The organism is Arachnia propionica (assembly GCF_037055325.1).
Classification (GTDB): Bacteria; Actinomycetota; Actinomycetes; order Propionibacteriales; family Propionibacteriaceae; genus Arachnia.
On the sequence record NZ_CP146373.1, the window covers coordinates 681,703 to 704,823 of the forward strand.

The window sequence follows — 23,121 nt, forward strand, 5'->3', positions numbered from 1 at the left end:
CCCCATGGGCCTTCCCCTCTTACTCTTCCAGCCGCAGCGCCTCTTGTAACTGCTCCACTCGGATAGGCGCATAGCCTTGGCCGGAGATGCGAGCCCCTTTGAGCAGTTTTATGAGCTGATCGACTGTTGAGGTTTATTCACCGATCCCTTGAGCCCGTCTGGAAGTCTATTATGAACCGATGGATTGGGCGGATCGTTTTTGAGGTTATTGAGAAGTCTAGCACGATTAGTGATGTAGCAAATTCCTACGGACTGGCCACACAAACCCTGGGAAACTTGGTGCGTCAGGTCATTGCTGGTCTCGCTTCGGATCCGCGTTATCTCGGGAGGATCAGCTATCGCGTCGCGCTGGTGAAGTGAACCTATTGGTGAAGTCTTTGGCCGTAAGTCCGAACGAGGCGAGCAACTTCCCGACGCCAGCCGCGTCGCGGAAGGTGTCGTTCGCGGCAAGGGCAATCGCATAGTTACGAATGGCACTGCGGAGGGAGTCCAGCTTCTCCTTGGTGACGACACGACAGCCGATCGGGACAGCAGCCTTCTTGTCGAATACCGCGTTAGCGTGCACCAGCACTGGCGTCGCAGCGGTCTTCGTGCCGTACAACTGCCGGAACCAGTCCATCGCGTTGGAGAGTTGCTCGGCGTGCTTCTTGTAGACCGGGTTCGACTCCTTTACCTGGTTCTTAGCTTCGATGATGTGGAAGGACCTATCAGCCAGTGCCCACAGGTTGTCTGGTCCACGGCCGGTGTCCCGCTCGGGACGCTGGCCATTGAAGCCGATATGATCCGCCAAGTTGTGCCATGCCTGCTCGAAAGCTTCGGCGCGCACATTCCACGAAAGGTCCTCCAACAGCGCATTGACACCTAGCAGCAACTCGTTGCCTGAGGTGTAGCGTTGTTGAAGGTTGGCTGATGCCGACGCGCCTTGCTCCAGCGTTGGTGCCGACAGCTTTTCGTATTCGACGCCTTCCATAGGGCGCAGGACACTGCGATTCTTCCGGTTCGCCGACTTCTGGGTCTGCTGAGCCTGAACAGGGTTGATGCGATGCTCGTAGGCAGCGTACTGCTGCAGCACGTAGCCTTCCTCAGCCGGGCCGTCCGCGGCTTCGACTGCCCGCCGCATCGCTTTCAGCGCAGCGTTGAAATCGCCAGCGACGGCATGTTCGAAGGCTTCGCGGCTGGCCACCGATAGCTCACTGACGTTGGCCTGCTCGTATCGCAGAGGAGCAAGAGTGGCACGGCTGATCGCCAGCCAGTCTGGATCACGGTTGAGACACTGGAGGGCAGCCTCCTTCAGCGTATCCAGGCTGGTACCTTCCAGCTGCGCTGCGATCCTTTCGGACAGCTTGAGCTGAGCGCGGGTGGCGGGGGAAAAGCAGTCGCGAGCTCCGTTCCCGTGCAGGCGCTCAGCCAGCCGGTTGTCGAGCAGGAAGACGACACAGTGGTCGTCGTTGGAGCGTGTAGCACGGCCCATCCCTTGTTCAAGCCGCTGCACCTGTCGCGCCACCAGTAGCTCGGAGCCTGCCAGTTGCGACTGGTCGACTCGTTCTGTTCCTGACATGGCCTCAGGAAGACCATCAACCACGAGAACGTGACAGACGTCGCCGGGGAGATCTACGCCGTCGTACCGATTAATGAGAACGACCAGACCTAGGCCCGGGTTCTGGCGCAGTTGGTCGATGCCCCGCGTCAACGTGTCCTTGGCTAGGACAAACTTGGCGTAGGGCCGCCAGTACTCCGCTCTACGCTCGCTCGGTACGATTACGACGATGTTGCGCGTGGCGGCAAGGTCGACGATGAGGTCCCGGATCTCATCGTCGGCTGCTGTGGGGTGTGTCTGCTGTGGGACGAGAATCAGACGATCACCGATATCGCCGGCGCTGGCCGGCGTTATCGGATTTGCCACGGCTTTCGGGTCGGCACCTAGGTGTCTTACCAAGATGCCGTCGTCGGCGAGCGTTGCCGTCAAATAGATGCGGCGCTCGGCCTGGCTGAACCCGGTAACGATGTCGGAAGGCAGGCACGGCGCTTCGATCTCAAGTGCGTCGGAGGTAAACACCGCGCGAGAGATTGGCAGTGCATCAGCGATGAGCGGCCACGAGAACTGATAGTCGCCTTCGTTCGTCAGGGGCTGCAGGGTGGTGATGACCTCGCGCTGCTTCTCGGCCCAAGACCAATAGGGGACCTGTTGAACACCGCTGCTCGACTTTGCCTTGAGCGCAACGAATCCGGCTGGCGACTGATCTTCGAGCGTTGACTCAAACAGCGCTAGGAGCTTTTCGTAGGCGTCATGCTCGCTCGGGATAGCGAGCCGGAAGGCCTGCTCAGCCTTGTTTAGGCAAGCGTGGGCGTCATCAATGATGACGGTGTTAGGAAGGCGAACTGAGGGCGATCGCCCAACGCTCCCGCCGACGCCGAAGACAGACTTTCCGTTGAATAGTTTCTGGAAGGTGTCAACCAAGATGGCTGACCCTTGAGAGTAGGCGAAGCTTTTGGGGTCGTTAACCACGCAGATGCCAAGTTTGTTAGCCTCGGCGATGACTTGGTCTACGAGGTATTTATCGGGGACCAGGTAGGCGACGGGACCCTTACCTTCGGCGAGTGAACTCTTGGCGATGAGCAGGCCGACGACAGTTTTACCCCCACCAGTGTTGAGTTTGACCACCACGTCTCGCTGTGACCGCCGAGCAAACCACTTCTCTAGGACCTGATCCTGTGGGCCCCGGAGGAAATTCATTCCGGACGTTTTGGTGGGAAGCGCGTTGAAGATGTCGCGCGGGTCGATAAGTGTATCGGCAGTGCGCGGCTGCTTCAACGCTCCGAAGTCGATGGCCATGGTCAGATGATATCTCACCCCAATGATCTTTGGGAGCCCCTACAACGGCGCAGGAGCTTTGGGTGTAGGTCAACGAGTCGAACTCACATTTGTGGGGGCTGGCGTCCGGCACCGAAGCGGATGTGGTGGAATTCGGGATTAGATGTGATGAACAACTCGAAGTTGATCGAGTGGAAGGCCTTGGTGTCAAGTGGTGGAGACAGTGAGGCTTATTCATAGGGGTGTTTTGGTTTTCCTCAGCTAGCGCTTTGTCCCGAGGGGGACATGAAGGCGGCTTGCCCGATCTGAGACAATTCAAAGTGTTCTACTACAAAGACTCTCAGATGAAAGACAAGCCGCTGCCGTGAATGCGGCCACGATCCTTGACCGTGACCAGATCCTCAACCTGTGTGAAATGATCCACACATCCCAGTCCGGAAACCTTCCCGTAGCAGGATCCCGTGTCCTAGGATTGTTCCGCTGTATCCAAGTCACTGTGTTGACGCTCAGACACAATCTCACCCAAGAGTTACTGGCCGACATCCACACGGTTTCCCAATCCACCATCTCGAGGGTGATTACGGTTTACACTCCCTTGATCGCCGAGGCCCTCCAAGCCTGGGTGCCCGGCACGGGGGACCTCGACCCAGACCGCCAGTACATCATCGACGGTACTCTGGCGCCCTGCTGGTCATGGTCGAAGCGTCCCGAACTGTACTCAGGCAAGCACCACACAACGGGAGTGAACCTGCAAGTGGCCTGCACCCTGACCGGACACCTCGCCTGGATCTCCCCACCCCTGCCGGGCAGTGTGCATGATGCAAAGGCAATCAAGGAATCCGGCTTCCTCGAGACACTTGATGCCACGACGCATATTGGAGACAAGGAGCCTTATTCACAGCCTTCCTCAAGTGCGCCCTGGCTAGTGGCTTTGCTGGCCGACACGCCGTCTGTGAATAAGCCTCAAGGGCTACATCGGATTGGGAATGATCACCCCCGCCCGGAAACCCGCCCATGGTGAACTCACCGACACCGATAAAAGAAACAACACGACCATCAACCGTGTCCGTTACCTCATTGAGCGTGTCATCGCGAACCTCAAGACCTGGCGCGTCCTGCACACCGATTACCGTCGCCCCTACAACACCTTCGAAACCACAATACAAGCCGTCACGGGACTCATCTTCGCCTATAGTCTATGAACAGCTTCTGTATTTAATAAAAACAATCTGCTCGCCTATGATGCGAGCTTTTGCGTTCAATACTAGGAAAGTTCGCAACAAGGTCAGTGCCACATTGGGCAAGGCATTCGCTCAGACGTTGATTATGAGCGGCATTCTGATACACCAGGGCGAGCAAGCTGTGTTTCTGGGAGTCAAAATCCTCACCAGGCGCCTGGTCATACTTGCTTGACTGTAGGACTAGCGCTCCGACGCAGACGCGTCCAGGCGCTCCACCAGTTCCAAGATCAGGCTCAGACACAGAAATTGGAACGGACCAGTGTGTATTCCAAGGTCTATCCAAAGCTTCACCAGGACGTTCAAAAACATCGTCGCTATAACGCCGGGAGAATAGTTCCATGGTGCCACTAGCGACAGATCTTGCCGATGCGTAGATTGAATTTTGGCTAACCGTTGACCTTTGGCTCATCGTGATTCCGTCGCGTCTCGAATAGCTTGAAGCGCCTGCAATAAACACCTCAAATTCATTATCACTGCCCTTTGCTAAAGCGCTCCTCAGCCAGAGATACAAGCCGAATCTTTCTTCATCAAAATTTTGCCTTGCAGTCTTTTCGTTACACCATCGCTGATCGGATCTGCCGCTGGAGTTGGCGTAGGAGTCAATTAACTCTTCTAGCAGCTCGTTAAGTACTGGACGAACGCGGACATTGAGCGCCTTTTCTAGCTTGTCGCTTAAGCGCCGGGACTTGTTGCCCCCAGGCGCGATGCCGCCTGGAGCGACGGCTAGTCGTTTGTAGATATTGCGCATGATTCTTTGGTAACGCTTGCCGTATCGGATCGAAGAATCGTCAGAATTATCAAAGTAATGTTCATTATTGTCAACAGCCAAAGTCGCCTCTCTTATCGCCTGAGTCACCTGACTGTAAGAGTTCAGTCTGACGGTCGTGATGCCGTAGGTCTGTCTAATGTGATTGCTGAGCATACTGAAGTATGTATCAGTCAGCTGAGCTATATTGGTCTTCTTTCGGGCATCCTCGTCCATATAACGATAAACTTTCGTGGCTGCGCTTTCATTTGGGACGAGGAGCGCGAACGCTGACTTAAGTGGCAGGACTTCCTTGCCTGACCCCCCACCTCTGTGGGCATATCTATCACTGAGAGGGTAAGTTATATTCGCATCAGTCAGGCTTGTTCCAACAAATATAAGATGTGCTCTCGCTGCTTCTTCGTGTACAATCTGTTGAACCGTTGAACCATATTGTATATATTCCCCTTCGCTCAATATGACCGGCCCCTTATTCTCCCAATCGCACTTCGTAGTGGCACCCTCCCTTTGATCTCTCGTCAGGAATCCATGGACATGGAGAATTGCAACACCGTTCACACATTCCTTCCACTGATCTCTTTCCTCGAGCGCGTAGGGGTGCACGTCGCGCAAGAGATAGCCGCCATCCTTGACAAGTGCATACTCGAGGCAATCGTCGTAGTTGAGGGTAATAACCTTAACCTTGGAGCCCAGTCTCTTAATAAGACTGACTAGCGACAAGAGCAGGTTTCCACTCGCTTGAGGAAGCGTCTTATATAGCGTTTCAACAATCCGGTGATTGTCACCAACGCCACTGTTCATATGAAGTGCAGAGAGCGTTAGGGCTGCCCTCCTCGAAGGATCGGTTTCCGCAGCTCGGAGAAGATCATTCAAGTGTTCGTCCTTGATGCTTTCGCCAAGCTGATCAAGCAGCCCGCTCCACGTAGGCAACCCCGATTCGATCGATACGCCAGCCCCCAACACCAAGACGATCGGCTCGCCAGAGCAAATCGTCTTAATGAAATCCTTAAAGACAGGATTCTTGCTAAAGGAGAGGGCGTATCGCCCCTTTGTCATCAGATTTCTGAGGGGTCGATGAGCATACTACGTGGCGGGGGTGGCGCCTGTCTTGATATATAGTTCTTCGCGATGTCTTCGGCAGTAGTAACGCCGACTGGAGTATACCGCTCAGGTGTAGTCTTAGAGACTTTTGCAGCCCCGCGTGCTCTCACGCGTCCAGAAGGCTTGGCCACACCGCTTCTCTTGGATAAACGTCGACGCTTTACGGAAGCCTCCACAATAATTCTCCTGACCTCTTCCGCTATCCGTTTCTGCAAAAGGGAACGTCGCCCGGGCGACAGAGACTTCAGGGCCTGTTCACTCATGGCAATATCGCCTAATTCTCGTACCCGCGGGCGCCTTTCGCAAGCCTCCAACCGTGGAGTTTCTTCTTCCGGTGGTTGTGGTGATGAACGCCGTTGTTTCTCCATACTGCTTCTTAATATAGCACAGGCGTTCGAAAATTGGTAGATGTGGGCTCAGCCGCTGAGCGGTGTGGCGTTGCGCCATCCGCGTCACTGTCACTGTCCACGTCGCCGTGACCATGAGGGTATGAGGGCTCCTCGTGCATCTCTCTGGGACGAGTCCTGCCCGGCTGTCGCTCCAGGGCTCGCGTCGGGCTTTCCGACGGTGAGAGATGAGTCGAGGCTAGCAACGAGGAGGTTCGGCAACAATGGGGGATGGTTAGTTAACTTTCGGCTAACTGGCCCAGAGGACTTGTTTCTCGGGCTGGCGTGCTGCATCTTGGGCAATCGTCCGCTACCTATGCATTAACTTTCGTTAATTCTCTCCCACCCGCTCCTGCCATAGCTCCCGGTGATCCAGCCGGTGTTGTGGGGTGGTGCCGGGGCGGTACCAGTCGGCGATGCGGAGCCAGTATTGGTCGATGAGGTCCATGTAGTCGGTAGCGGCGCGGATGGTCTGTCCGGTGGGATGGGCTGCCAGATGTTCGGGAGTGGGTGGCTCGGCAAGGGATTGGCGTGGGTCCCAGAGGTTCCGAGCGAGGGCGCGGGTTCAGTGTCATCGTTGTCGCACAAGCCGAGCAGTGTCGCGGCGCTCGGAGGGCTGAAATCCCTTCACCACTCCCACGCCACCCCGCAATACAGCCCGCCGTAGGCGTCGTGGAAGTCTGCGGTGATGGTGTTATGGCTTGTCGGGGTGAGAATACGGGTGTGGGGGTCGTCTGGGGTGCCGGGGCGCTCTAATGCGGTGAGGCCGTGGAAGGCCCAGGCGTGGTGAGGTTGGGGTCCAAGGAAAGTGACATCAAAGCGGACGAAGCGGGTGGGCTCGTGGAACGCCAGACTTTCTTCGGTCAGCCAGTAGGGCTCCTGGGGATCGGGGTTGCAGATACGGAAGGCTAAGTCGTAGGTGTGGCCGCGACGCATCGGGGTGCGGTGCCAGAACTGGTGTTGCCAACCTTCAGAGAGTTGGTGACTGCGGACCTGCCAGTGAGGACCGAGAGGGATGGGCGCTTCGGGGTAGCTCATCACCATGGTGACGTAGGCCACGTCATCGAATAGAGCAAACAGGCGGTAGCGCTGGATGGACTCGAGATGGCGGCGGTCACGGACAAAGGTGGAGACGTGAACGGCGTGCTGGACAAAGCCATTGTGATGCTCGGGGATACGAATCCCGGCTGGGGATTTCGGATACCAGCCGGTGAGGAGTTGCCGGAGAAGGCGCTCAATGGCGGCGCTGTCGCGGTCAGCAACCGCTTCCCGACCAATCCCTAGCCTGCGCCCTGCTGCGCTGCGCCGTGCCGCCAAGGTGGTGTCGGTGGTCGGTGGGTCGAGATTGAAGACTTCCAGCAGCAGCGTGGCGTCTTCGTCGTGGAGGGAGCAGATGGCAGAGATCAGGCGTTCCTTCAGAACTGACTGGGGCTCGTGGGCGCTGTTTGTGCCGCCGCCGAGGATGCTCATCAAGGCTGGGCGGGAGGCTAGGCGTTGTGGTGTGTAGCCGTTGCCCTTGCGTAGGTACAGCAGATCTGCTCGGACGTCTTCTGGTTGGAAGCGTGGCATGGCCGGTGTTGGTCACTTCCTTCCTAGCTTGAACGGACGCCTGTTTGCGTCTGAGGGATCTACTCCAACGTCACGCTGAGGCGTCATTCAAGGCCTCTTTATGCCCTGTGACTCCAATTCTGCCCCGGTTTGACTCCAACTCTGCTCGCGGGTCTCGTATCCGGAGCTGGCGGCTTCTAGCGTCGAAGACATCCCCCGAGGGTTGCTTCCAAAGTGAGTTTTCTACAGACGGAAAGCGGGCGACCCGGGGCGAATGGAAGGAGTTCTCATGTCCAATCTCATCCCTGCTTCTGGGTTTGGTGCTGGATCGGCTCGGGTGGCTGGGTCTGGGTTGGTGTCGTCGGTGGCCGGGTCGGGTGGACGACCGCGGGGGCTGGCTCGGGCGGTGCAACGTGAGGTGGAGTGGACGGCTGGTCGAGGTGATGTGGTCAGGGCGGTTGATTCGGCTCGAGCGGAGCTGACGAATCAGGCGATGGGCAATGTTGGCAATCTGGTGATGACTGGTCAGGCGTTGGTACAGGTTGCGCCGGAGAGTGCGCCGTATTTGGAGGCGTTGTTGGGTGCGTATGCCACTGGTGCGGCGCAGGCTATTGCGAGGTTCCGGTGACCGGCCTGGCGGTCCTCGGGCTGGTTGGTGTGGCGGTTCTTGGGCTGGTGGGGTTGGGAGTGGTTGTGTGGGGGTGGGTGGAGGTTTGGCGGGATGAGCGGCGGCTGGCCGAGGAGCGGGTGCGGGCGGAGCGGCGGCGTATTGAGCGGGAGGCTCAGGCGGTGGCTGGGCGGCTCAGGCGGCAGGCGTTCCGGGTTCAGGGGGAGATGCTCCGCCATGTCGTGCAGCATATGGACCAGCCACAGCGCCCACACCAGCGCCCGGGAGGGCGCCATGGCTGAGACTCCTTTCTCGCTGGCCGACAAGCTTCTTGGGTGGTGCTTCACCGTCCTGTTGGCTGCCCTTGCTTTGAAGATTGCGGTCGACGTCATCGCCGGTATCTGGCCCTGGCTCGTTGTTGGACTGGTGGTGACCGGATTCATTGCCGTGGTTGGGTGGGTGGTAGCACGGTGGTGGCGTTGGCGTTGAGCCGCCACCTGTCGATGCAAAATCCAGTACAAAATCAGGCTCGAGACGCCCGTGGCACGCCTGTTCCATCCGGTGTTGTGAAATACACCAAACCCATTGACCGTTCAATTTTTTGAACGCATACTCAGGGCAGTTCGCCGCCCGTGGCTGGTCCGCAACAAGGAAGACGGCATCGTGCCGTGCCGGACCGTCCCATCCGCGAGTGGAGCTGTCATATCACATCAATTCAAGCCCTTGAAAGGAGGCTGTGTTCGTCATGCCCAGAAACAACACATCACCCCGTAAACCTCAGGCCACCAAGCCACGCTCCTCGCGGAGGTCAGGTCGTCCTGATGCATCCCCGGGACGTTCCCGCCGCGCTCACCGGTTGCGGGTCCGTTCCACGCTGCGCCGTGAACCAGATGTTCGTCGTATCGCTCGGGCGGTCATCCAGCTGGCCCTGGTCGAGGCGGAGCGCGAAGCCGGTCTACCTCATGACGTGGCCGTCCCACCGAGTAACACCTCTGGTTCTCCTGACGTGGTGGAGGTGTCGTCATGACTCTGGTGCCTGTCAAGACGGCGTCGCCAGCGGTGCGGTCGGTCAGTGGCCTGACGTGGCGTCAGCTGGTGCTGCCGGTGCCGATGGATGAGGCGCGGATGCGTTCTGTAGTGGCGGCCCTGGCAGGGTTGCCGGGAAGTCCTCATCTGGCGTTCGAGGTCCTTGGCCGAGGTGGTCGGGTGTGGTGGCGTCTGGGTACTGAGCCTTGGGCGCTGCGCTCGGTCCAAGCACTGCTGTTGGCTCACCTTCCTGGTGTGCGGCTGGTCGACCCCGGTGTCCACGTGGTGCGTTCGGGTCAGAAGCTGGCGGTGCCCCGGGAGGCCTTCCTGGCCACCGATGCCCCCGCAACCGCGCCCGCTTCGACAGTGGCGACCGTACGGTTCACCAATACCGTCTTGTACCCGTTGCGTACCGACAGCACCGAGACCGTTACTCGGAGTCTGCTGGCCGTTCTGGCTGGCACTACCACGAAAGAGACGGTGCGGCTGCAGGTGGTGTGTGGCCGTCGGCTGCCACCACGTCGCTATCCCACCGCTGAAGGTACTGCGGCTCCGTCGCGGCAGGTCACAGCACGTCTGGAAGATCCCGGGTTTCAGGTAGCGGTACGCATCGGGGCGTCAGCGGTCAGTCCCTCCCGGGCTCACTGGCTGGTGTCCCAAACGGCTGCCAGTCTGCGGGGGTTGGAGCTGCCGCAGGTCAAGCTGCGGTTGTGGCGCTCCACCACTGGCGCACTGGCATCAGCTCGCTCACCGTGGCTGCTGCCGCTGCACCTGCGGGCCTCCGAACTGCCCGGCCTGTTGGCCTGGCCCGTCGCTGAGGGGCTTCCCGGTGTCGCTAGCCCCCACCCGGTGGCGCTGGCACCATCAGAGGCCATCCAGACCAACCCCGAGCTGGGTAACCGGATCATCGGTGAAGCAGTGAGTGACCCCGGCACCTTGGTGGGTCTCTCGGGTGAGGATTCACTGCGACATCTCCACCTCATCGGACCGACAGGTGTGGGGAAGTCCACCCTCATGACCCACCTGGCGTTGGCGGACATCCACGCCGGACATGCCGTGGTGGTCATCGACCCCAAGGGAGATCTGGTGGCTGACATCGCTGCCCGTATCCCCGATGCGGTGCTGGAGGAAACGGTCATCCTGTCCAGTAAAGACAGCCAACCGGTGGGGATCAATCCATTGGCGAGGAACCGTGACCCGGACCTGGCAGCCGATGTGCTGCTCGGGGTACTGCACTCCCTCTACAGCGACTCGTGGGGTCCGCGTACCCACGACATCCTCCACGCCAGTTTGCTCACGCTGGCGCGTCGGGGGGATGCCAGTTTGGTCATGGTGCCATTGCTGCTCACCAACCCCGGTTTCCGACGCTCCATCACCGGTCGTGAGGCCAAACGCGACCCGCTGGGGCTGGGGGCCTTCTGGGCCTGGTACGAAGCCTTGTCCGATGGCGAACGGCAACAGGCTATCTCGCCGCTACTGAACAAGCTGCGCCCCATCCTGCTGCGTCCGCAGTTGCGCGCTATCTTCGGGCAGCGCTGCCCCCGTTTCCACTTCTCCGACCTGTTCGCTCCCGGTCCCGGACGCGACGGCGGGAAGCGCCCACGGGTGGTGCTGGTTAATCTGGCCAAGGGCGCGCTCGGCTCCGAAGCCGCCCAGCTCATGGGCTCGGTAGTGGTGTCCCTAGTCTGGCAAGCCGCTCTCGGTCGGGCCGCCCTGCAAGCATTTGGTCGCCGCCCTGTCATGCTGCACATCGACGAAGTGCAGGACTACCTCCGTCTACCCGGTGATCTCGGCGATGCCCTGGCCCAAGCCCGCGGTCTCGGTATGGGCCTGACCTTGGCACACCAGCACCTCGGCCAGCTCCCCAAAGCCTTGCTGCGTGGCGTCATGGCCAATGCCCGCTCCCGAGTCGCTTTCACCCTCACCGGCGACGACGCCACCATCGTGGCCAAACGCTCCGGCGGTCTGCTCGTCCCAGCCGACTACCACCAACTACCTGCCTTCCACGCCTACGCCCACCTCCTGGCCGGCGGCGACCTCCAACCACCCACCCTGATCCGCACTACACCACCCACCCCAGCACAGCGCCACCCCAACGAAGCCGCACTGGTATCCCGTCGCCGCTACGGACAATCTCTCACCGACATCGAAGCCGACCTGGCCGCCCTCATCCCCGGCCCTCACACCAAGAACAACGGAACCCATCCGGCAGAAACCATCGGGAGAGTCCGTCGCCCACGCACCTCGGTCGATCCCGACCAGAAAGGGGCCACCTCATGAGCCACCAGCCCATCCCGGGGCTACCGGTCGCTGTTCCACTCGGCTCACCCGTCATGAACCCAAACCACGTAGCCACAAGCCTTTCCAGCCCATCACGGGGGACGAATACTCCTCGTTCCTCGTCACCCCCGGCCCGGAAACCAACCGGGCGGGTCGGTGCCCGTCAACGACGCCGCCTCGCAGCCGCCCTGTCTGATCGTGACCACCACGTGCTCTCCCAGATCTGGCGACACCGCTACCTCACCACCGCTCATCTCCAAGCGTTCTGTTTCACCAGACACGCCAGCCCAGAATCCGCCGGACGCACCACCAGACGAGTCCTGAACCGGCTGGAACGAAACGGACTCATCCGCGCCCTCACGCGCCGCATTGGAGGAGTCAGAGCAGGCTCTGAAGCCAAGGTATGGCAGCTGGCCCCAGCAGGAGCCCGCATCCTGCTCCCCGACAAAGGCAGCTCCTGGCGCACCCACGAACCATCCGAACGGTTCCTGAACCACACCCTCGCCACAGCGGACTGCCACCTCACCCTCCGCGAAGCCCACAAACGGAACATCACCGTTGCCGTCCAAACCGAACCCACCAGCTGGCGACACTTCACCGGAATCGGTGGCGAGACCCGCCTCATCCGCCCCGACCTGGCCGCCCACCTCACCGGCACCGACCAGGACGGCCCCTGGGACGACTACTGGTTCATCGAAGTAGACATGGGCACCGAATCCCTCCCCAGCCTGCTAGCCAAGTGCCACGCCTACACCGACTACTACACCAGCGGCCTCGAACAAACCACCCACGGCAGCTTCCCCCGCGTCCTATGGCTCATGCACGGCCCCCGAGCTGAACAACGCACCACCGAACTCACCCGACGCATCCACCGCACCACCCGCCTCGAACCACGCCTATTCGTCACCGCCACCCCAGAAAACATCGAGCAGGCGCTGTGGCCAGAGACTCCTGAAACCAACCACACCATCCACCCCGAAGCGAACAGAAAGGAACACCCATGACCACAACACTCACCGCCGCACCCCAGCCGCGCGGCACCATCATCGTCGGCGACGCCCTAAACCACCTACAAGAAGTCGAAACCGGCAGCATCGACTGCGCCATCACCAGCCCGCCCTACTTCCGACTGCGCAACTACCAGCACCACCAACAACTGGGCCTCGAAGACACCATCCACGGCTGGGTGAACAATCTGCTCACCATCACCGACGAAATAGCCCGCGTCCTGGTCCCCACCGGCACACTATGGCTCAACCTCGGCGACAGCTACAGCACCCACCAACACGAAGGCGCACCAAGGAAAAGCCTGCTGCTCGGCCCCGAACGCCTCGCCCTGGCGCTCACCCAACGCGGCTGGATACTACGCAACAAAATCATCTGGGCCAAAACCAACTCCATCCCCGCCTCCGTCACCGACCGCCTGTCCTGCACCCACGAGGTCATCTACCTGCTCACCCGCAGCCCCCGCTACTACTTCAACCTCGACGACATCCGCCAACCACCAAAAACCCGCTGCACCACACGAAACGGACGCCCCAACACACCACCACGCCAACCCCGCGCCCACACCCGACCACAACTACACCCACCGAAAAGAGGAATACCTGAACACTGGCGCGGCCCCAACACCGACGGCGACGAAGGCCTCGCCACCATGAAACGCCAAAAGACCATCTGCCACCCACTCGGCAAAAACCCCGGTGACGTCTGGCACCTGGCAACCTCCAACTACCGAGGCGCCCACTTCGCCACCTACCCAACACACCTCGTCGAACGCATGCTGCTCGCCGGCTGCCCCGAACGACGCTGCCGCACCTGCCGCGCACCCTTCACCCGCCCCATCCAACGCCTAGGAACCGAAGCCCTCCGCCTGGCCCTGACACCGACCTGTCACTGCACCCCCACACACAACACATCCGACACCCACCCAAACAGCGAACCCGGCATCGTGCTGGACCCCTTCCTCGGATCCGGTACCACCGCCATCGTCGCCGAGGAACACCAACGCGACTGGCTCGGCATCGAACTCAACCCCACCTTCGCCAACCTCGCCCGACAACGCATCCAAGACGCCCGCAACAAACGCAAAACGCACCCCACAAACACCACCCACAACCACGACAACAGAAAGGAACACCCATGACCCACCACCCACACCCCCACGACGCCAACCCCCGAGCACCCACCCAACCCGATGATCAGCAAGCCATAGCCGAAGGCATCCAACGCCACGGCCCCGCCTTCGCCGCCTGGGCCGACCTCGTCGACGAAACCACCCCACCCGGCACCCTCGACCACCAACTACTCACCCAATTCGAGGACCACTACCTCGGCAGCTACATGACAACTCAACAGTGGGCCCGGCAAGAAGCCGAAGCCCTCGGCCTCGAAGACACCCTCAACCAGGCCCTACCAACTGCCCTCAGGCAGTACATCACCGTCGACTACCAAACCCTCGCCCAAGACCTCGAACTAGAAGGAGACATCACAGTACTACCAAACCCCGAAGGCGGAGTGTGGGTATTCAGGAGCTTCTGACTCCCTCTCCCTCGTGGCCCTCCTCGGCATTGTGGGCAACCAGCCCTTTCGTCCGCATCCAGTTCCTGGCCTGTTGAGGGATGGTAGACTCATACATAGCTTAGTCATGGAGGACGGATGGACAGGGAGCTTGCGCGTATCAAACGCGAAATAGACCAGTTGATCTCTCAACATGATCGCGTCGAGTCAGAATTGACTTCTATTCATCAAAAAATGGACTCTCTCCAGCAGCAGCATGATTCTATTTGCTCATCCTGGAGAACGCCCAAGACCCAGTATGAGATTGACCTCCACGAGAGAATTGAGTCTGAAAAGAAGCTTCTTAGACCGAGAGATGAGGCGCTACATCGCGAAGACCAAGATATACACAAGCGCTTCGCATCTCTGTCCCGAGAATACGAAAACCGCAAGTCGCTTCTTCAACGCGCTGCTGGTCTTCCATATCAGCGACCGTCATCAACATACCCTGCGCCTACCCGCAAGGACGGCTACTACTCACGGATGCGAAAAAATCGTACGGTCGAGCGGTTTATCGGGCCTGATGGTGACATCACGGCTGAACGTCCACACATTCACGTCGTCCATAGTGAACGCGAGGGTAAGATTATCTTTGAGGTCACACAACGTGACGGCAGCCACACGCACCACGAGACACTACCTATCACGGCCCCTGGATCTGAGGTTAACGCAGTTATCAATCGGCTGAGAAAACACCTCCGCTAGAGGAGTCGCCTATAAGAATCGCAAATATCCTGCCAATCGTAATCTCCGCCTTCAGCATCTGTAATACTCCCGGCAGCTATCCAGATCGCTATCAACTCGCCGTCCTGCCGCTCGTTGACTCTGGGATGTCGAGAGATAGATAGTAAAGCGCGCGCACCAGCCTTCCGGGTTAGGCACCCCGCCTCCACCGCACAGATGATTCGACCGACAACATCAACAAGCCCGCCAGATTCATAAATTCCTACAACGGCAGACTTCTTCCATGCCCTACGCCAACAGGGATCTAAACCGGACAAAGATTCGTCAAATTGTAAGGCTGAAGTTGAATCGACCATTAAATCAATTATAACCTAAAAACCTGACCGGAATACCCTCCTCGGCCACCAGGAGCCGCTCCCGTGAACCCAGATCGGGTTCAGCGGTTCCTCCGCCCCGAGGAGGTGGCCTGCCCACTACGGCAGGACGAATCCGGAGAGGAAGTGTCATGAAGACGCTGGCCATCCGCCTCGATGACGACCTGCACGCCAGGCTGACCATCGTGGCCAAGCTCGCTGAAGTCTCGCTGACCGACGCCATCCGTCAGGCCATCGAGTCCCACGTCCAGACCATGTCGGCCAAGCCCGACATCCAGGCCAAGGCAGACGCCCTGCGCCAGGACATCGAACGGGAAGCCCGCGAACAACAAGGAGCCATCTCCCAACTGTTCGGCACCCCGCCCACCAAGCCCACCACCCGCAAGCAGCACACATAGCCGCACGCCGGAGAGTGGACCGGTCTGGACCGACACCCCCAACCCAACAGGCGAGATGAGGTCGAGCAGCACACGACTGCTCCCTCATCTCGCCTACAAACAACGAAGTCAGTTGGTGTTTCGCGAGGAGTGACCCCCGAGGTACGTGGTCCATGGCTGAGGTAAACACATCCTCCCCTGTACTGCCACTAAACAACCGCATACTGTTATTATCACACCCATGGGAGGGAGTGCTTTTCGTCGCCGCAAAATCCGCCTGATGAAGATTTGGCGTTTCCTGCTACCTCCGTCACCAGCCGCCGCCCGTGACATAGTTCAGGACCGCCGTGATTATGCGGCGCTAGCTAAAATCCTTTTGGGGTCAACATGGATTATTGCACTTGCGGCATCGGTATTGACCATCGCCAAACTCCTATGGTTCTTCAAGGGGGATCTAAATGCGGTGAGTCTGGTTCTTGAAGTGGGCTCGTTTCCCGCAATCGTTCGCTTGACGCTCATAACACTCACCGCAGCAATGTTACCGACCGCTTTTATGTTCCTTGCACACTCCCTTGGCACAAGACACCGAACTCAACTAACCACTTGGGCATTCCCCCTACTATGCATTTGGGCATATTTCACGGCATTCGTGACACCCTTTCTTATTTTCGCCTGCCTTGGTTTTTATTTGGAAGCGCGGGCATCGGACAGGAGGAAAGCCGATAAGAGCAAGACAATTCCGCCCTCCAGCAGGGACGAGTTTTGCCTCAAAAGCTGGGCCAGTCGAAACCGCCACCATGAAGACCACGTCATGCGCTCCCTCGCGCAGCAGGCGGTGAGAGCTAAGCAATCCGAGTTGCATGCGATCGAAAGCAGAATTAAGGAACGCTCAAAAAAGCTGGCGCCCACGTCATTACAGCTGAAGCTGAGAGAACTTGTTCGCACACTGAACATATGGCTGGTCGTTATTATCGTAATACCTGCACGATTCTCGGCAGACTATTCGGTTCAGATTAGCGAAGAGCCAGCAACCCATACGCAACTATTAATGGCAGACGGCCGAGTGCTGCTGGTCAACCCGAAGAAAGCCACTGTTCGCCTGGTGAAAGCCGAGGAGATTCGCAGCCTCGACGTATGCTCGACCAAACCAGACGATTCCGCCAGCTGGCTATATCGCCCAGCGTTTCCAACGCCCCACAAGGCGATCGACCTACGTTGCCCAGACGATTAGAACCCACACTCGCCATCCCGAGGCACGATTCACCGACCGGAACACCTACCTCGCCGCATTGCTACTCCTGCCGCTAAAATCACAATAAACAGCCGAGCCTCACCTACCCCTAGAATCATCTGCAAAACCGCATCCATATTGTTGTAAAATCAGCCAAACTCGTTCACATTTCTAAACGCGGAGCGTACAATAGAAATATGAACGAAACAGGCCGTATTTCCACACCCATTTCTCAGGGAAGCCTCCGTCATTCTGGGAGCGCGCGGGGGATTCCGGCTCGTGCCAGACCTCAGCCCAAGCTCGGGCGATTGTTGCGGGAAGCCCGCGAGGCTGCGGGTCTGAGTGTCCGTCAAGCAGCTGCTGAGTCTGGTATCTCGCTGGGTGCTATTTCGCTCCTTGAACAGGGCAAGACGCCCAGTACTCGTATTGATCGTTTGCTGGCTTTGACCGAGGTTTACGGTGTCGAGCCCTTGGAGATCATCGAGGCGGCTGGCTACAACCTCACCGCCACATTGCCGACTTTCACTCCGTATCTGCGTTCCAAGTACGGCCACCTGCCGCCCGAGGCCCACGAGGAGATCACAGCAGCGTTTCAACGTATCGCTGCTAAATACGGCATCGCTGAGGACAGCCGTGGCCCCGCTGCCGGCGAGGACGAAGTCCCCGTAGAGACAGGACGCACTACATAACCATATTTGCTTCAATCGAAAGGAGGCTCCATGACCACATCAAGCACACCAAGCATTCTGAGGAGCCTCCGCCAGCTCACACCCCACCGCGCCTGCAGTTTCACCGAAGCACTCAACCTGGCCGAGCGCCAAGCCGCCAAACTCAACCAACTCCTGGCTGCCAGCCATCCCAGCTTCCAACTGACCGGCATCACCGACAACCACATCACCGGCCTGCCCCGCATCCGTATCGTCCGCGAACAGCTGCCGGTTTCTGGCATGAGCCACTGGAACGGGCAGGAGTGGATCATCTGCCTTAACCGTGACGATCCCGAAGTGCGGCAACGCTTCACCTTGCTACACGAGTTCAAACACATCATCGATCACGGCCATACCCACTGGCTCTACACCACACAAAACCCTAAAGCCTTCACGCGTCGCTGGGGCTGCCCACTACAACTGACAGTCCACGAGCAGGCCGAGCGAGCCGCCGACTACTTCGCAGGCTGTGCCCTGGTACCACGCACCGCCTTGAAACAAGCATGGGCCGCTGGACTCCAAACCCCCACCGCATTGGCCGACCACTTCGCCGTCTCCGAAGCCGCCATTCGCGTGCGCATCGACCAGACCGGTATCGCCCGCACTCTCGACCCGGAACCCTCACCTGCCCGCTGTGCCCGCCCCATCCGCACCCCACGGTGGCAGCCACAGCGCTTCACCATCCAGCAACCACACTACGGAAGGAGATAGCCATGACCACAACGACAACGAAGCGTGCGGTGATCTACCTGCGCGTATCCACACGCGACCAGGCCAAACGAGGAGGAGAAACAGAAGGATTCTCCATCCCAGCTCAGCGAGAAGCCTGCCACCGCAAAGCCAAGAGCCTTGGCGCGGAAGTAATCGAAGAGTTCATCGACGCCGGCGAGAGCGCCAAATCCGCCCAGCGTCCCGAACTGCAGCGAATGCTCACCTACGTCAAGCACAACACCATCCAGCTGGTCATCGTCCACAAAGTCGACCGCCTCGCACGCAACCGCATGGACGACGTCCAGATCAACTTCGAGATCCAACAAGCCGGCGCCCAACTCGTCTCCTGCTCAGAAAACATCGACGAAACACCAAGCGGCATGCTGCTACACGGCATCATGAGCTCCATCGCCGAGTTCTACAGCCAAAACCTCGCCACCGAAGCCAAGAAAGGCATGACCCAGAAAGCCAAATCCGGCGGCACCCCCGGACGCGCCCCATTCGGCTACATCAACACCACACAGCGCACCACCGAAGGCCGCGAAGTCCGCACCGTCGTCACCGACCCGGATCGAGCCCACTGGGTGCCATGGATATACGAACGCTACGCCACCGGCGAATGGACCATCGGGATGCTCCGCGACGAACTCAAAACCCACGGCGTCACCACCCTCGCACGCCCCAAACAACCAGCAAAACCCCTCACCACCTCCATGGTGCACTCCATCCTCAGCAACCCCTACTACACAGGCCTAGTCATCTTCGGCGGCGCCACCTACCAAGGCAAACACCAACCCCTAATCTCCACCGAACTATGGTCAAAAGTCGAAGCCATCCGCCACGGCAGATCCCACGCCAAAGAGAAACCCGCCATCCGAACCCACTACCTCAAAGGCAGCCTATTCTGCGGACAATGCGGCTCACCCCTCAGCTACGAAATCTCCCGCAACCGCCTCGGCAACTACTACCAATACTTCTACTGCCTCGGACGCCAAGCACGAAAAAACGGCTGCACCTTCGTCGCAATCCAAGCCCACCACGCCGAACAACTCATCGAAGACCACTGGGCAACCATCACACTGCCAGACAAAACCCTCACCACAGTACGCGAACTAGTCATCTCCCACCTCGATACCATCCTCAAAGAACACAACCACCAAGCACACCAAGCAGAAACCACCCTCGCCGAGGCCACCGCCCACAGCGAACGCCTCATGCAGGCCTACTACGCCGGAGCCATCGACACAGAACTACTCCGCAAAGAACAAGAACGCATCAGAACCGACAAAACAACCGCCGAACGCCAACTCCGCCACCTACAAACCTCCCGAGACAAACTCCACACCGCCCTCGACCAATGCCTCTCGGTCCTCCACAACGGACAACAGCAATACCTCGCAGCCACCGACAACTCACGACGCGACCTCAACCAAGCCGTCTTCGACAAGATCTACCTCGACGACGACGAGATCACCAACAGCCAACACAAAGCCGTCTACCACTACCTCCTCGACAGCAACCTCCCAGCAGTCCTGGAGAACGAAGCCAAGAAGCAACAGGACACCACCACCCCTGACAACACGAAAAACCTCCGACCAATGGCCGGAGGTTCTAACATGACACTTTTGGTGGAGCTAAGGGGATTCGAACCCCTGACCTCTTCCATGCCATGGAAGCGCGCTACCAACTGCGCCATAGCCCCGAGAGCTGCTCCAGACTATCGGATGCTCTCCCCTGTTGGCAAAGCGGCCCTGGCCGCCTGTTTCAGGGCCGCTGCGATGGTCTCCATGGCCGCGTCGTCGTGGGCAACCGAGAGGAACCACGCCTCGAAGGCCGAAGGCGGCAATGCCACTCCCCCGTCCAGCATCGCGTGGAAGAACCGCCCGTAGGCCGCGGTGTCCTGGTCCTGGGCGTCTGCGTAGTCGATGACGGGCTTCTCCCGGAAGAACACGGAGAACAGGTTCCCGGCGTTCTGGATGACGTGGGGCACCCCGGCCCCGGTCAGCGCGTCACCGACCAGCCGCTGCAGCTCGGCGGAGCGGGCGTCGACCCTGTCGTAGACCTCCGGTTTCGCCAGGTCGAGGGTGGCTATCCCGGCCGCGGTGGCGAGGGGATTCCCGGAGAGCGTGCCCGCCTGGTAGACGGGGCCGAGCGGGGCCAGCAGATCCATGACCTCCCTGCGACCCCCGACCGCCGCGAGAGGCATACCACCGCCGACTACTTTCCCGAAGGTAATCAGGTCAGGCGCCCACGCCGGAGCCTCGACCCCCGCTTCGAGCCCCCACCAGCCGGAGGCTCCGACACGGAAACCGGTGAGCACTTCGTCGAGGATCATGAGCGCCCCGTGATCGGCGGTCAGTCGGCGGATCTCGGCGTTGAATCCTTCTGCCGGGGTGACGATCCCCATGTTCGCGGGTGCGGCCTCCGTGATGACCGCCGCGATCTGCCCGCCGATCCGTTCGAACAGCGAACGCAGCTCGTCGAAGTCGTTGTAGGCAAGCACGATGGTGTCGGCCGCGGCAGCCACCGTCACCCCGGCGCTTCCCGGTAGCCCCTGGGTAGCCACACCTGATCCGGCGGCGGCCAGCAGCGCATCCGAGTGGCCGTGATAGCAACCCGCGAACTTGACGATCTTGTCGCGACCCGTGGCTCCGCGGGCGATCCGCACCGCGGTCATGGTGGCCTCTGTACCGGTGGAGACCAGCCTCACGTGTTCCGCGACGGGAACCCGGGCGCGGATCCGTTCGGCGAGCTCCACCTCCGCGCCCGTCGGCGCCCCGAAACTGAGACCCATCGCAGCCGCATTCTGCACAGCCGCGATGACCTCGGGATGGGCGTGCCCGAGCAGCGCTGGTCCCCAGGAACACACGAGATCGACGTAGCTGGTGCCGTCGACATCGGTCACGCGGCACCCGGATGCCTGTTTGATGAAACGCGGCGTGCCACCCACCGACGCGAATGCCCGCACGGGCGAGTTGACCCCGCCCGGGATCGCCTCGCAGGCCCGTGTCATCCATTCCTGGTTCAATCCAGCCATTCGGCAACCTCCAACGCCCAGTAGGTGAGCACCACATCGGCACCCGAGCGAACGATACTCGTGATCGACTCCTCGATGGCGGCGCGCCGGTCGATCCAGCCGCGTTCCGCCGCTGCCTCGATCATGGCGTACTCCCCCGACACCTGATAGGCCGCCACCGGAACCTTCGAGATGGCGGCTACGTCGGCGAGCACGTCGAGGTAGTGGCTGGCGGGCTTGACCATCACCATGTCGGCGCCCTCCGCTAGGTCCAGCAGCGTCTCCCTGAGGCCCTCGCGGCGGTTCGCTGGATCCTGCTGGTAGGTGCGGCGATCCCCCTGAAGAGAGGAGCCGACAGCCTCCCGGAAAGGCCCATAGAACGCGGAGGCATACTTCGCCGAGTAGGCCAGGATCCCGACGTCCTCGAAACCTGCCGCGTCCAGTCCGGTGCGGATCACCTGGATCTGGCCATCCATCATCCCCGACGGCGCCACGACGTGCGCTCCAGCCCGGGCCTGCGCCACCGCCTGCTGCGCGTAGGCATCGCAGGTCTCGTCGTTGATCACACGACCGTCCTCAGCAAGGAAGCCGCAGTGCCCGTGGCTGGTGAACTCATCCAGGCACACATCCGACATGATCACCAGATCATCACCGACCGCTTCCCGGCAGGCGGCGATGGCCCGCTGTTCGATGCCGTCGGGCGCCCAGGCCTGCGTGCCCCGCGGGTCCTTGTCCGCATCATCGGGCACCCCGAACAGCATGATCCCGCCCAGTCCCGCCTCCGCCGCCGATCGTGCGATGTCACCGATCTGCTCGACGGTGTGCCGACGCACCCCCGGCATGGCGCCGATCTCGGCGGGGGTTTCGCCGACGAAGGCGGGCAGGACGAGCTGCGCCGGGCGCGGCCGGGTTTCACGGACCAGTCTTCTCATGGCGGCGGTGGTGCGTAGCCTGCGTGGGCGCTCGATCATGCGTTTCCCTTCCCAACCAGTTCGGCGGCGGCCCTTGCGACCACCTCCGCGTCGGGGGACGGCGAGACGCTGGCCGCCACCCCGAGTTCATTCAACACCTTCGCGGTGGGTTGTCCGATGGCCAGTACCCGGGTTCCCTCCGGCCAGCCCAGCCGTTGGTCGATCACCCGCGCCACCGAGCCCGCGGTCACGACCACTGCCACGAACTCCCCGGCCTTCCACTGGGCCGCCAGTTCGGCGGGTTCCTGGGTCGCCTCCATCGTGTAGACAGGGAAGACATCGACCTGCCAGCCCAGTTCCCGCAGACCCTCGGGAAGATCCGGTTTGGAAAGCGCCGATCCCGGGATCACCACCCGTCCCGTGCCGGCCGGGAACTCCTCGACGAGTCCCGCCGCGCTGGCCTTCCCGGGGATGAGGTCCACCACATACCCGGCCGCTTCCAGGGCCGCTGCGGTCGCCTTCCCGACGGCGGCGATCCGCCCGGGCAGCCGGGCACCCAGCCCCTGAAGGGCCTCGACGGTGCGGGCGGAGGTGACCACCGACCAGTCGGCCCGCCCGAGGTCGAGCCCGTCAATCAGCACCACCGGGACCTGCACCGGGAAGGTCGTGACCTCAAGTCCAACAGCGCTCAATGCCTTGGAGAGCTCTCCCACCTCGCGGGGAAGAAACACCGCACGCCCCCCGGCCCGAGGCCACAGGTCGGCGTCGTCGTGGAACTCGGCCA

20 protein-coding genes, 1 tRNA gene and 1 pseudogene are annotated in these 23,121 nt (G+C 60.4%); 13 read left to right on the plus strand and 9 right to left on the minus strand.

The genetic code is table 11. From position 1 onward, the window contains the following. Nucleotides 1–331: 331 nt before the first annotated feature. Nucleotides 332–2,833 (minus strand): helicase C-terminal domain-containing protein, encoded by a 2,502-nt coding sequence (locus V7R84_RS03155; protein ID WP_338571941.1) that lies wholly within the window; start codon nt 2,831–2,833, stop codon nt 332–334. Between the two features lie 394 nt (nt 2,834–3,227). Here V7R84_RS03155 and V7R84_RS03160 point away from each other — a divergent pair, with 394 nt between their 5' ends. Together V7R84_RS03160 and V7R84_RS03165 are read left to right on the plus strand one after the other, a co-directional pair. Further along, nucleotides 3,228–3,833: a transposase family protein gene (locus V7R84_RS03160; RefSeq protein WP_338571942.1), complete on the plus strand. Its 606-nt coding sequence runs from the start codon at nt 3,228–3,230 to the stop codon at nt 3,831–3,833. Further along, nucleotides 3,799–4,014 carry a transposase family protein gene (locus tag V7R84_RS03165; RefSeq protein ID WP_338571944.1) on the plus strand — a complete coding sequence of 72 codons (216 nt, stop codon included), beginning with the start codon at nt 3,799–3,801 and terminating at the stop codon, nt 4,012–4,014. Before V7R84_RS03160 ends, V7R84_RS03165 begins: the two co-directional genes overlap by 35 nt. 13 nt (nt 4,015–4,027) lie before the next feature. Here V7R84_RS03165 and V7R84_RS03170 read toward each other — a convergent pair whose 3' ends face one another. The 3 genes from V7R84_RS03170 to V7R84_RS03180 form a co-directional block, all read right to left on the minus strand. Beyond that, nucleotides 4,028–5,875, minus strand: a complete 1,848-nt coding sequence (locus tag V7R84_RS03170; RefSeq protein ID WP_338571946.1) for an SIR2 family protein — start codon at nt 5,873–5,875, stop codon at nt 4,028–4,030. A gap of 1,058 nt (nt 5,876–6,933) precedes the next feature. Beyond that, the gene (locus V7R84_RS03175; RefSeq protein WP_338571947.1) at nt 6,934–7,875 is read right to left on the minus strand and encodes a hypothetical protein; all 942 of its coding nucleotides are present in this window, start codon (nt 7,873–7,875) and stop codon (nt 6,934–6,936) included. Between the two features lie 504 nt (nt 7,876–8,379). Continuing rightward, on the minus strand, nt 8,380–8,757 hold the full coding sequence (locus V7R84_RS03180; protein WP_338571949.1) for a hypothetical protein: 378 nt from the start codon (nt 8,755–8,757) through the stop codon (nt 8,380–8,382). Between V7R84_RS03180 and V7R84_RS03185 the strand changes: the two genes are divergently transcribed. The 11 genes and pseudogenes from V7R84_RS03185 to V7R84_RS15405 form a co-directional block, all read left to right on the plus strand. Next, nucleotides 8,756–8,950: a hypothetical protein gene (locus V7R84_RS03185; RefSeq protein ID WP_338571951.1), complete on the plus strand. Its 195-nt coding sequence runs from the start codon at nt 8,756–8,758 to the stop codon at nt 8,948–8,950. The genes V7R84_RS03180 and V7R84_RS03185 overlap by 2 nt on opposite strands. A gap of 256 nt (nt 8,951–9,206) precedes the next feature. Then, the gene (locus V7R84_RS03190) at nt 9,207–9,488 is read left to right on the plus strand and encodes a hypothetical protein (RefSeq protein WP_338571953.1); all 282 of its coding nucleotides are present in this window, start codon (nt 9,207–9,209) and stop codon (nt 9,486–9,488) included. After that, nucleotides 9,485–11,767 (plus strand): hypothetical protein, encoded by a 2,283-nt coding sequence (locus V7R84_RS03195; RefSeq protein ID WP_338571955.1) that lies wholly within the window; start codon nt 9,485–9,487, stop codon nt 11,765–11,767. Before V7R84_RS03190 ends, V7R84_RS03195 begins: the two co-directional genes overlap by 4 nt. Next, on the plus strand, nt 11,764–12,771 hold the full coding sequence (locus V7R84_RS03200) for a replication-relaxation family protein (RefSeq protein WP_338571957.1): 1,008 nt from the start codon (nt 11,764–11,766) through the stop codon (nt 12,769–12,771). The genes V7R84_RS03195 and V7R84_RS03200 overlap by 4 nt, the downstream gene beginning before the upstream one ends. After that, on the plus strand, nt 12,768–13,913 hold the full coding sequence (locus V7R84_RS03205) for a site-specific DNA-methyltransferase (RefSeq protein WP_338571959.1): 1,146 nt from the start codon (nt 12,768–12,770) through the stop codon (nt 13,911–13,913). Before V7R84_RS03200 ends, V7R84_RS03205 begins: the two co-directional genes overlap by 4 nt. Beyond that, complete coding sequence (locus V7R84_RS03210) at nt 13,910–14,308, plus strand: antirestriction protein ArdA (protein WP_338571961.1); 399 nt, start codon at nt 13,910–13,912, stop codon at nt 14,306–14,308. The genes V7R84_RS03205 and V7R84_RS03210 overlap by 4 nt, the downstream gene beginning before the upstream one ends. A gap of 1,207 nt (nt 14,309–15,515) precedes the next feature. Further along, entirely contained in the window at nt 15,516–15,782 is a 267-nt protein-coding gene (locus V7R84_RS03215; RefSeq protein ID WP_338571963.1) for a hypothetical protein, read from the plus strand. Between the two features lie 259 nt (nt 15,783–16,041). Beyond that, on the plus strand, nt 16,042–16,992 hold the full coding sequence (locus tag V7R84_RS03220) for a hypothetical protein (RefSeq protein WP_338571967.1): 951 nt from the start codon (nt 16,042–16,044) through the stop codon (nt 16,990–16,992). 197 nt (nt 16,993–17,189) lie between these two features. Continuing rightward, a complete protein-coding gene (locus V7R84_RS03225; RefSeq protein WP_338571970.1) occupies nt 17,190–17,681 on the plus strand; it encodes a helix-turn-helix transcriptional regulator in 492 nt (163 codons plus the stop codon). Between the two features lie 30 nt (nt 17,682–17,711). Then, nucleotides 17,712–18,410, plus strand: a complete 699-nt coding sequence (locus V7R84_RS03230) for an ImmA/IrrE family metallo-endopeptidase (RefSeq protein ID WP_338571973.1) — start codon at nt 17,712–17,714, stop codon at nt 18,408–18,410. A gap of 2 nt (nt 18,411–18,412) precedes the next feature. Continuing rightward, nucleotides 18,413–19,465 (plus strand): annotated as a pseudogene (locus V7R84_RS15405) (recombinase family protein); the annotation flags it as partial. A gap of 357 nt (nt 19,466–19,822) precedes the next feature. Here the strand turns inward: V7R84_RS15405 and V7R84_RS03245 are convergent. From V7R84_RS03245 to V7R84_RS03265, 5 genes are all read right to left on the minus strand, one after another. Then, nucleotides 19,823–19,966 carry a hypothetical protein gene (locus V7R84_RS03245; RefSeq protein WP_338571981.1) on the minus strand — a complete coding sequence of 48 codons (144 nt, stop codon included), beginning with the start codon at nt 19,964–19,966 and terminating at the stop codon, nt 19,823–19,825. A gap of 70 nt (nt 19,967–20,036) precedes the next feature. Next, nucleotides 20,037–20,112: transfer RNA gene (locus V7R84_RS03250), tRNA-Ala, on the minus strand. Between the two features lie 15 nt (nt 20,113–20,127). Next, nucleotides 20,128–21,447 carry a glutamate-1-semialdehyde 2,1-aminomutase gene (gene hemL / locus V7R84_RS03255; RefSeq protein ID WP_338571984.1) on the minus strand — a complete coding sequence of 440 codons (1,320 nt, stop codon included), beginning with the start codon at nt 21,445–21,447 and terminating at the stop codon, nt 20,128–20,130. Then, nucleotides 21,435–22,358: a porphobilinogen synthase gene (gene hemB / locus V7R84_RS03260; protein WP_338573805.1), complete on the minus strand. Its 924-nt coding sequence runs from the start codon at nt 22,356–22,358 to the stop codon at nt 21,435–21,437. The genes hemL and hemB overlap by 13 nt, the downstream gene beginning before the upstream one ends. 35 nt (nt 22,359–22,393) lie before the next feature. After that, the gene (locus tag V7R84_RS03265; RefSeq protein ID WP_338573807.1) at nt 22,394–23,068 is read right to left on the minus strand and encodes a uroporphyrinogen-III synthase; all 675 of its coding nucleotides are present in this window, start codon (nt 23,066–23,068) and stop codon (nt 22,394–22,396) included. Nucleotides 23,069–23,121 lie beyond the last annotated feature (53 nt).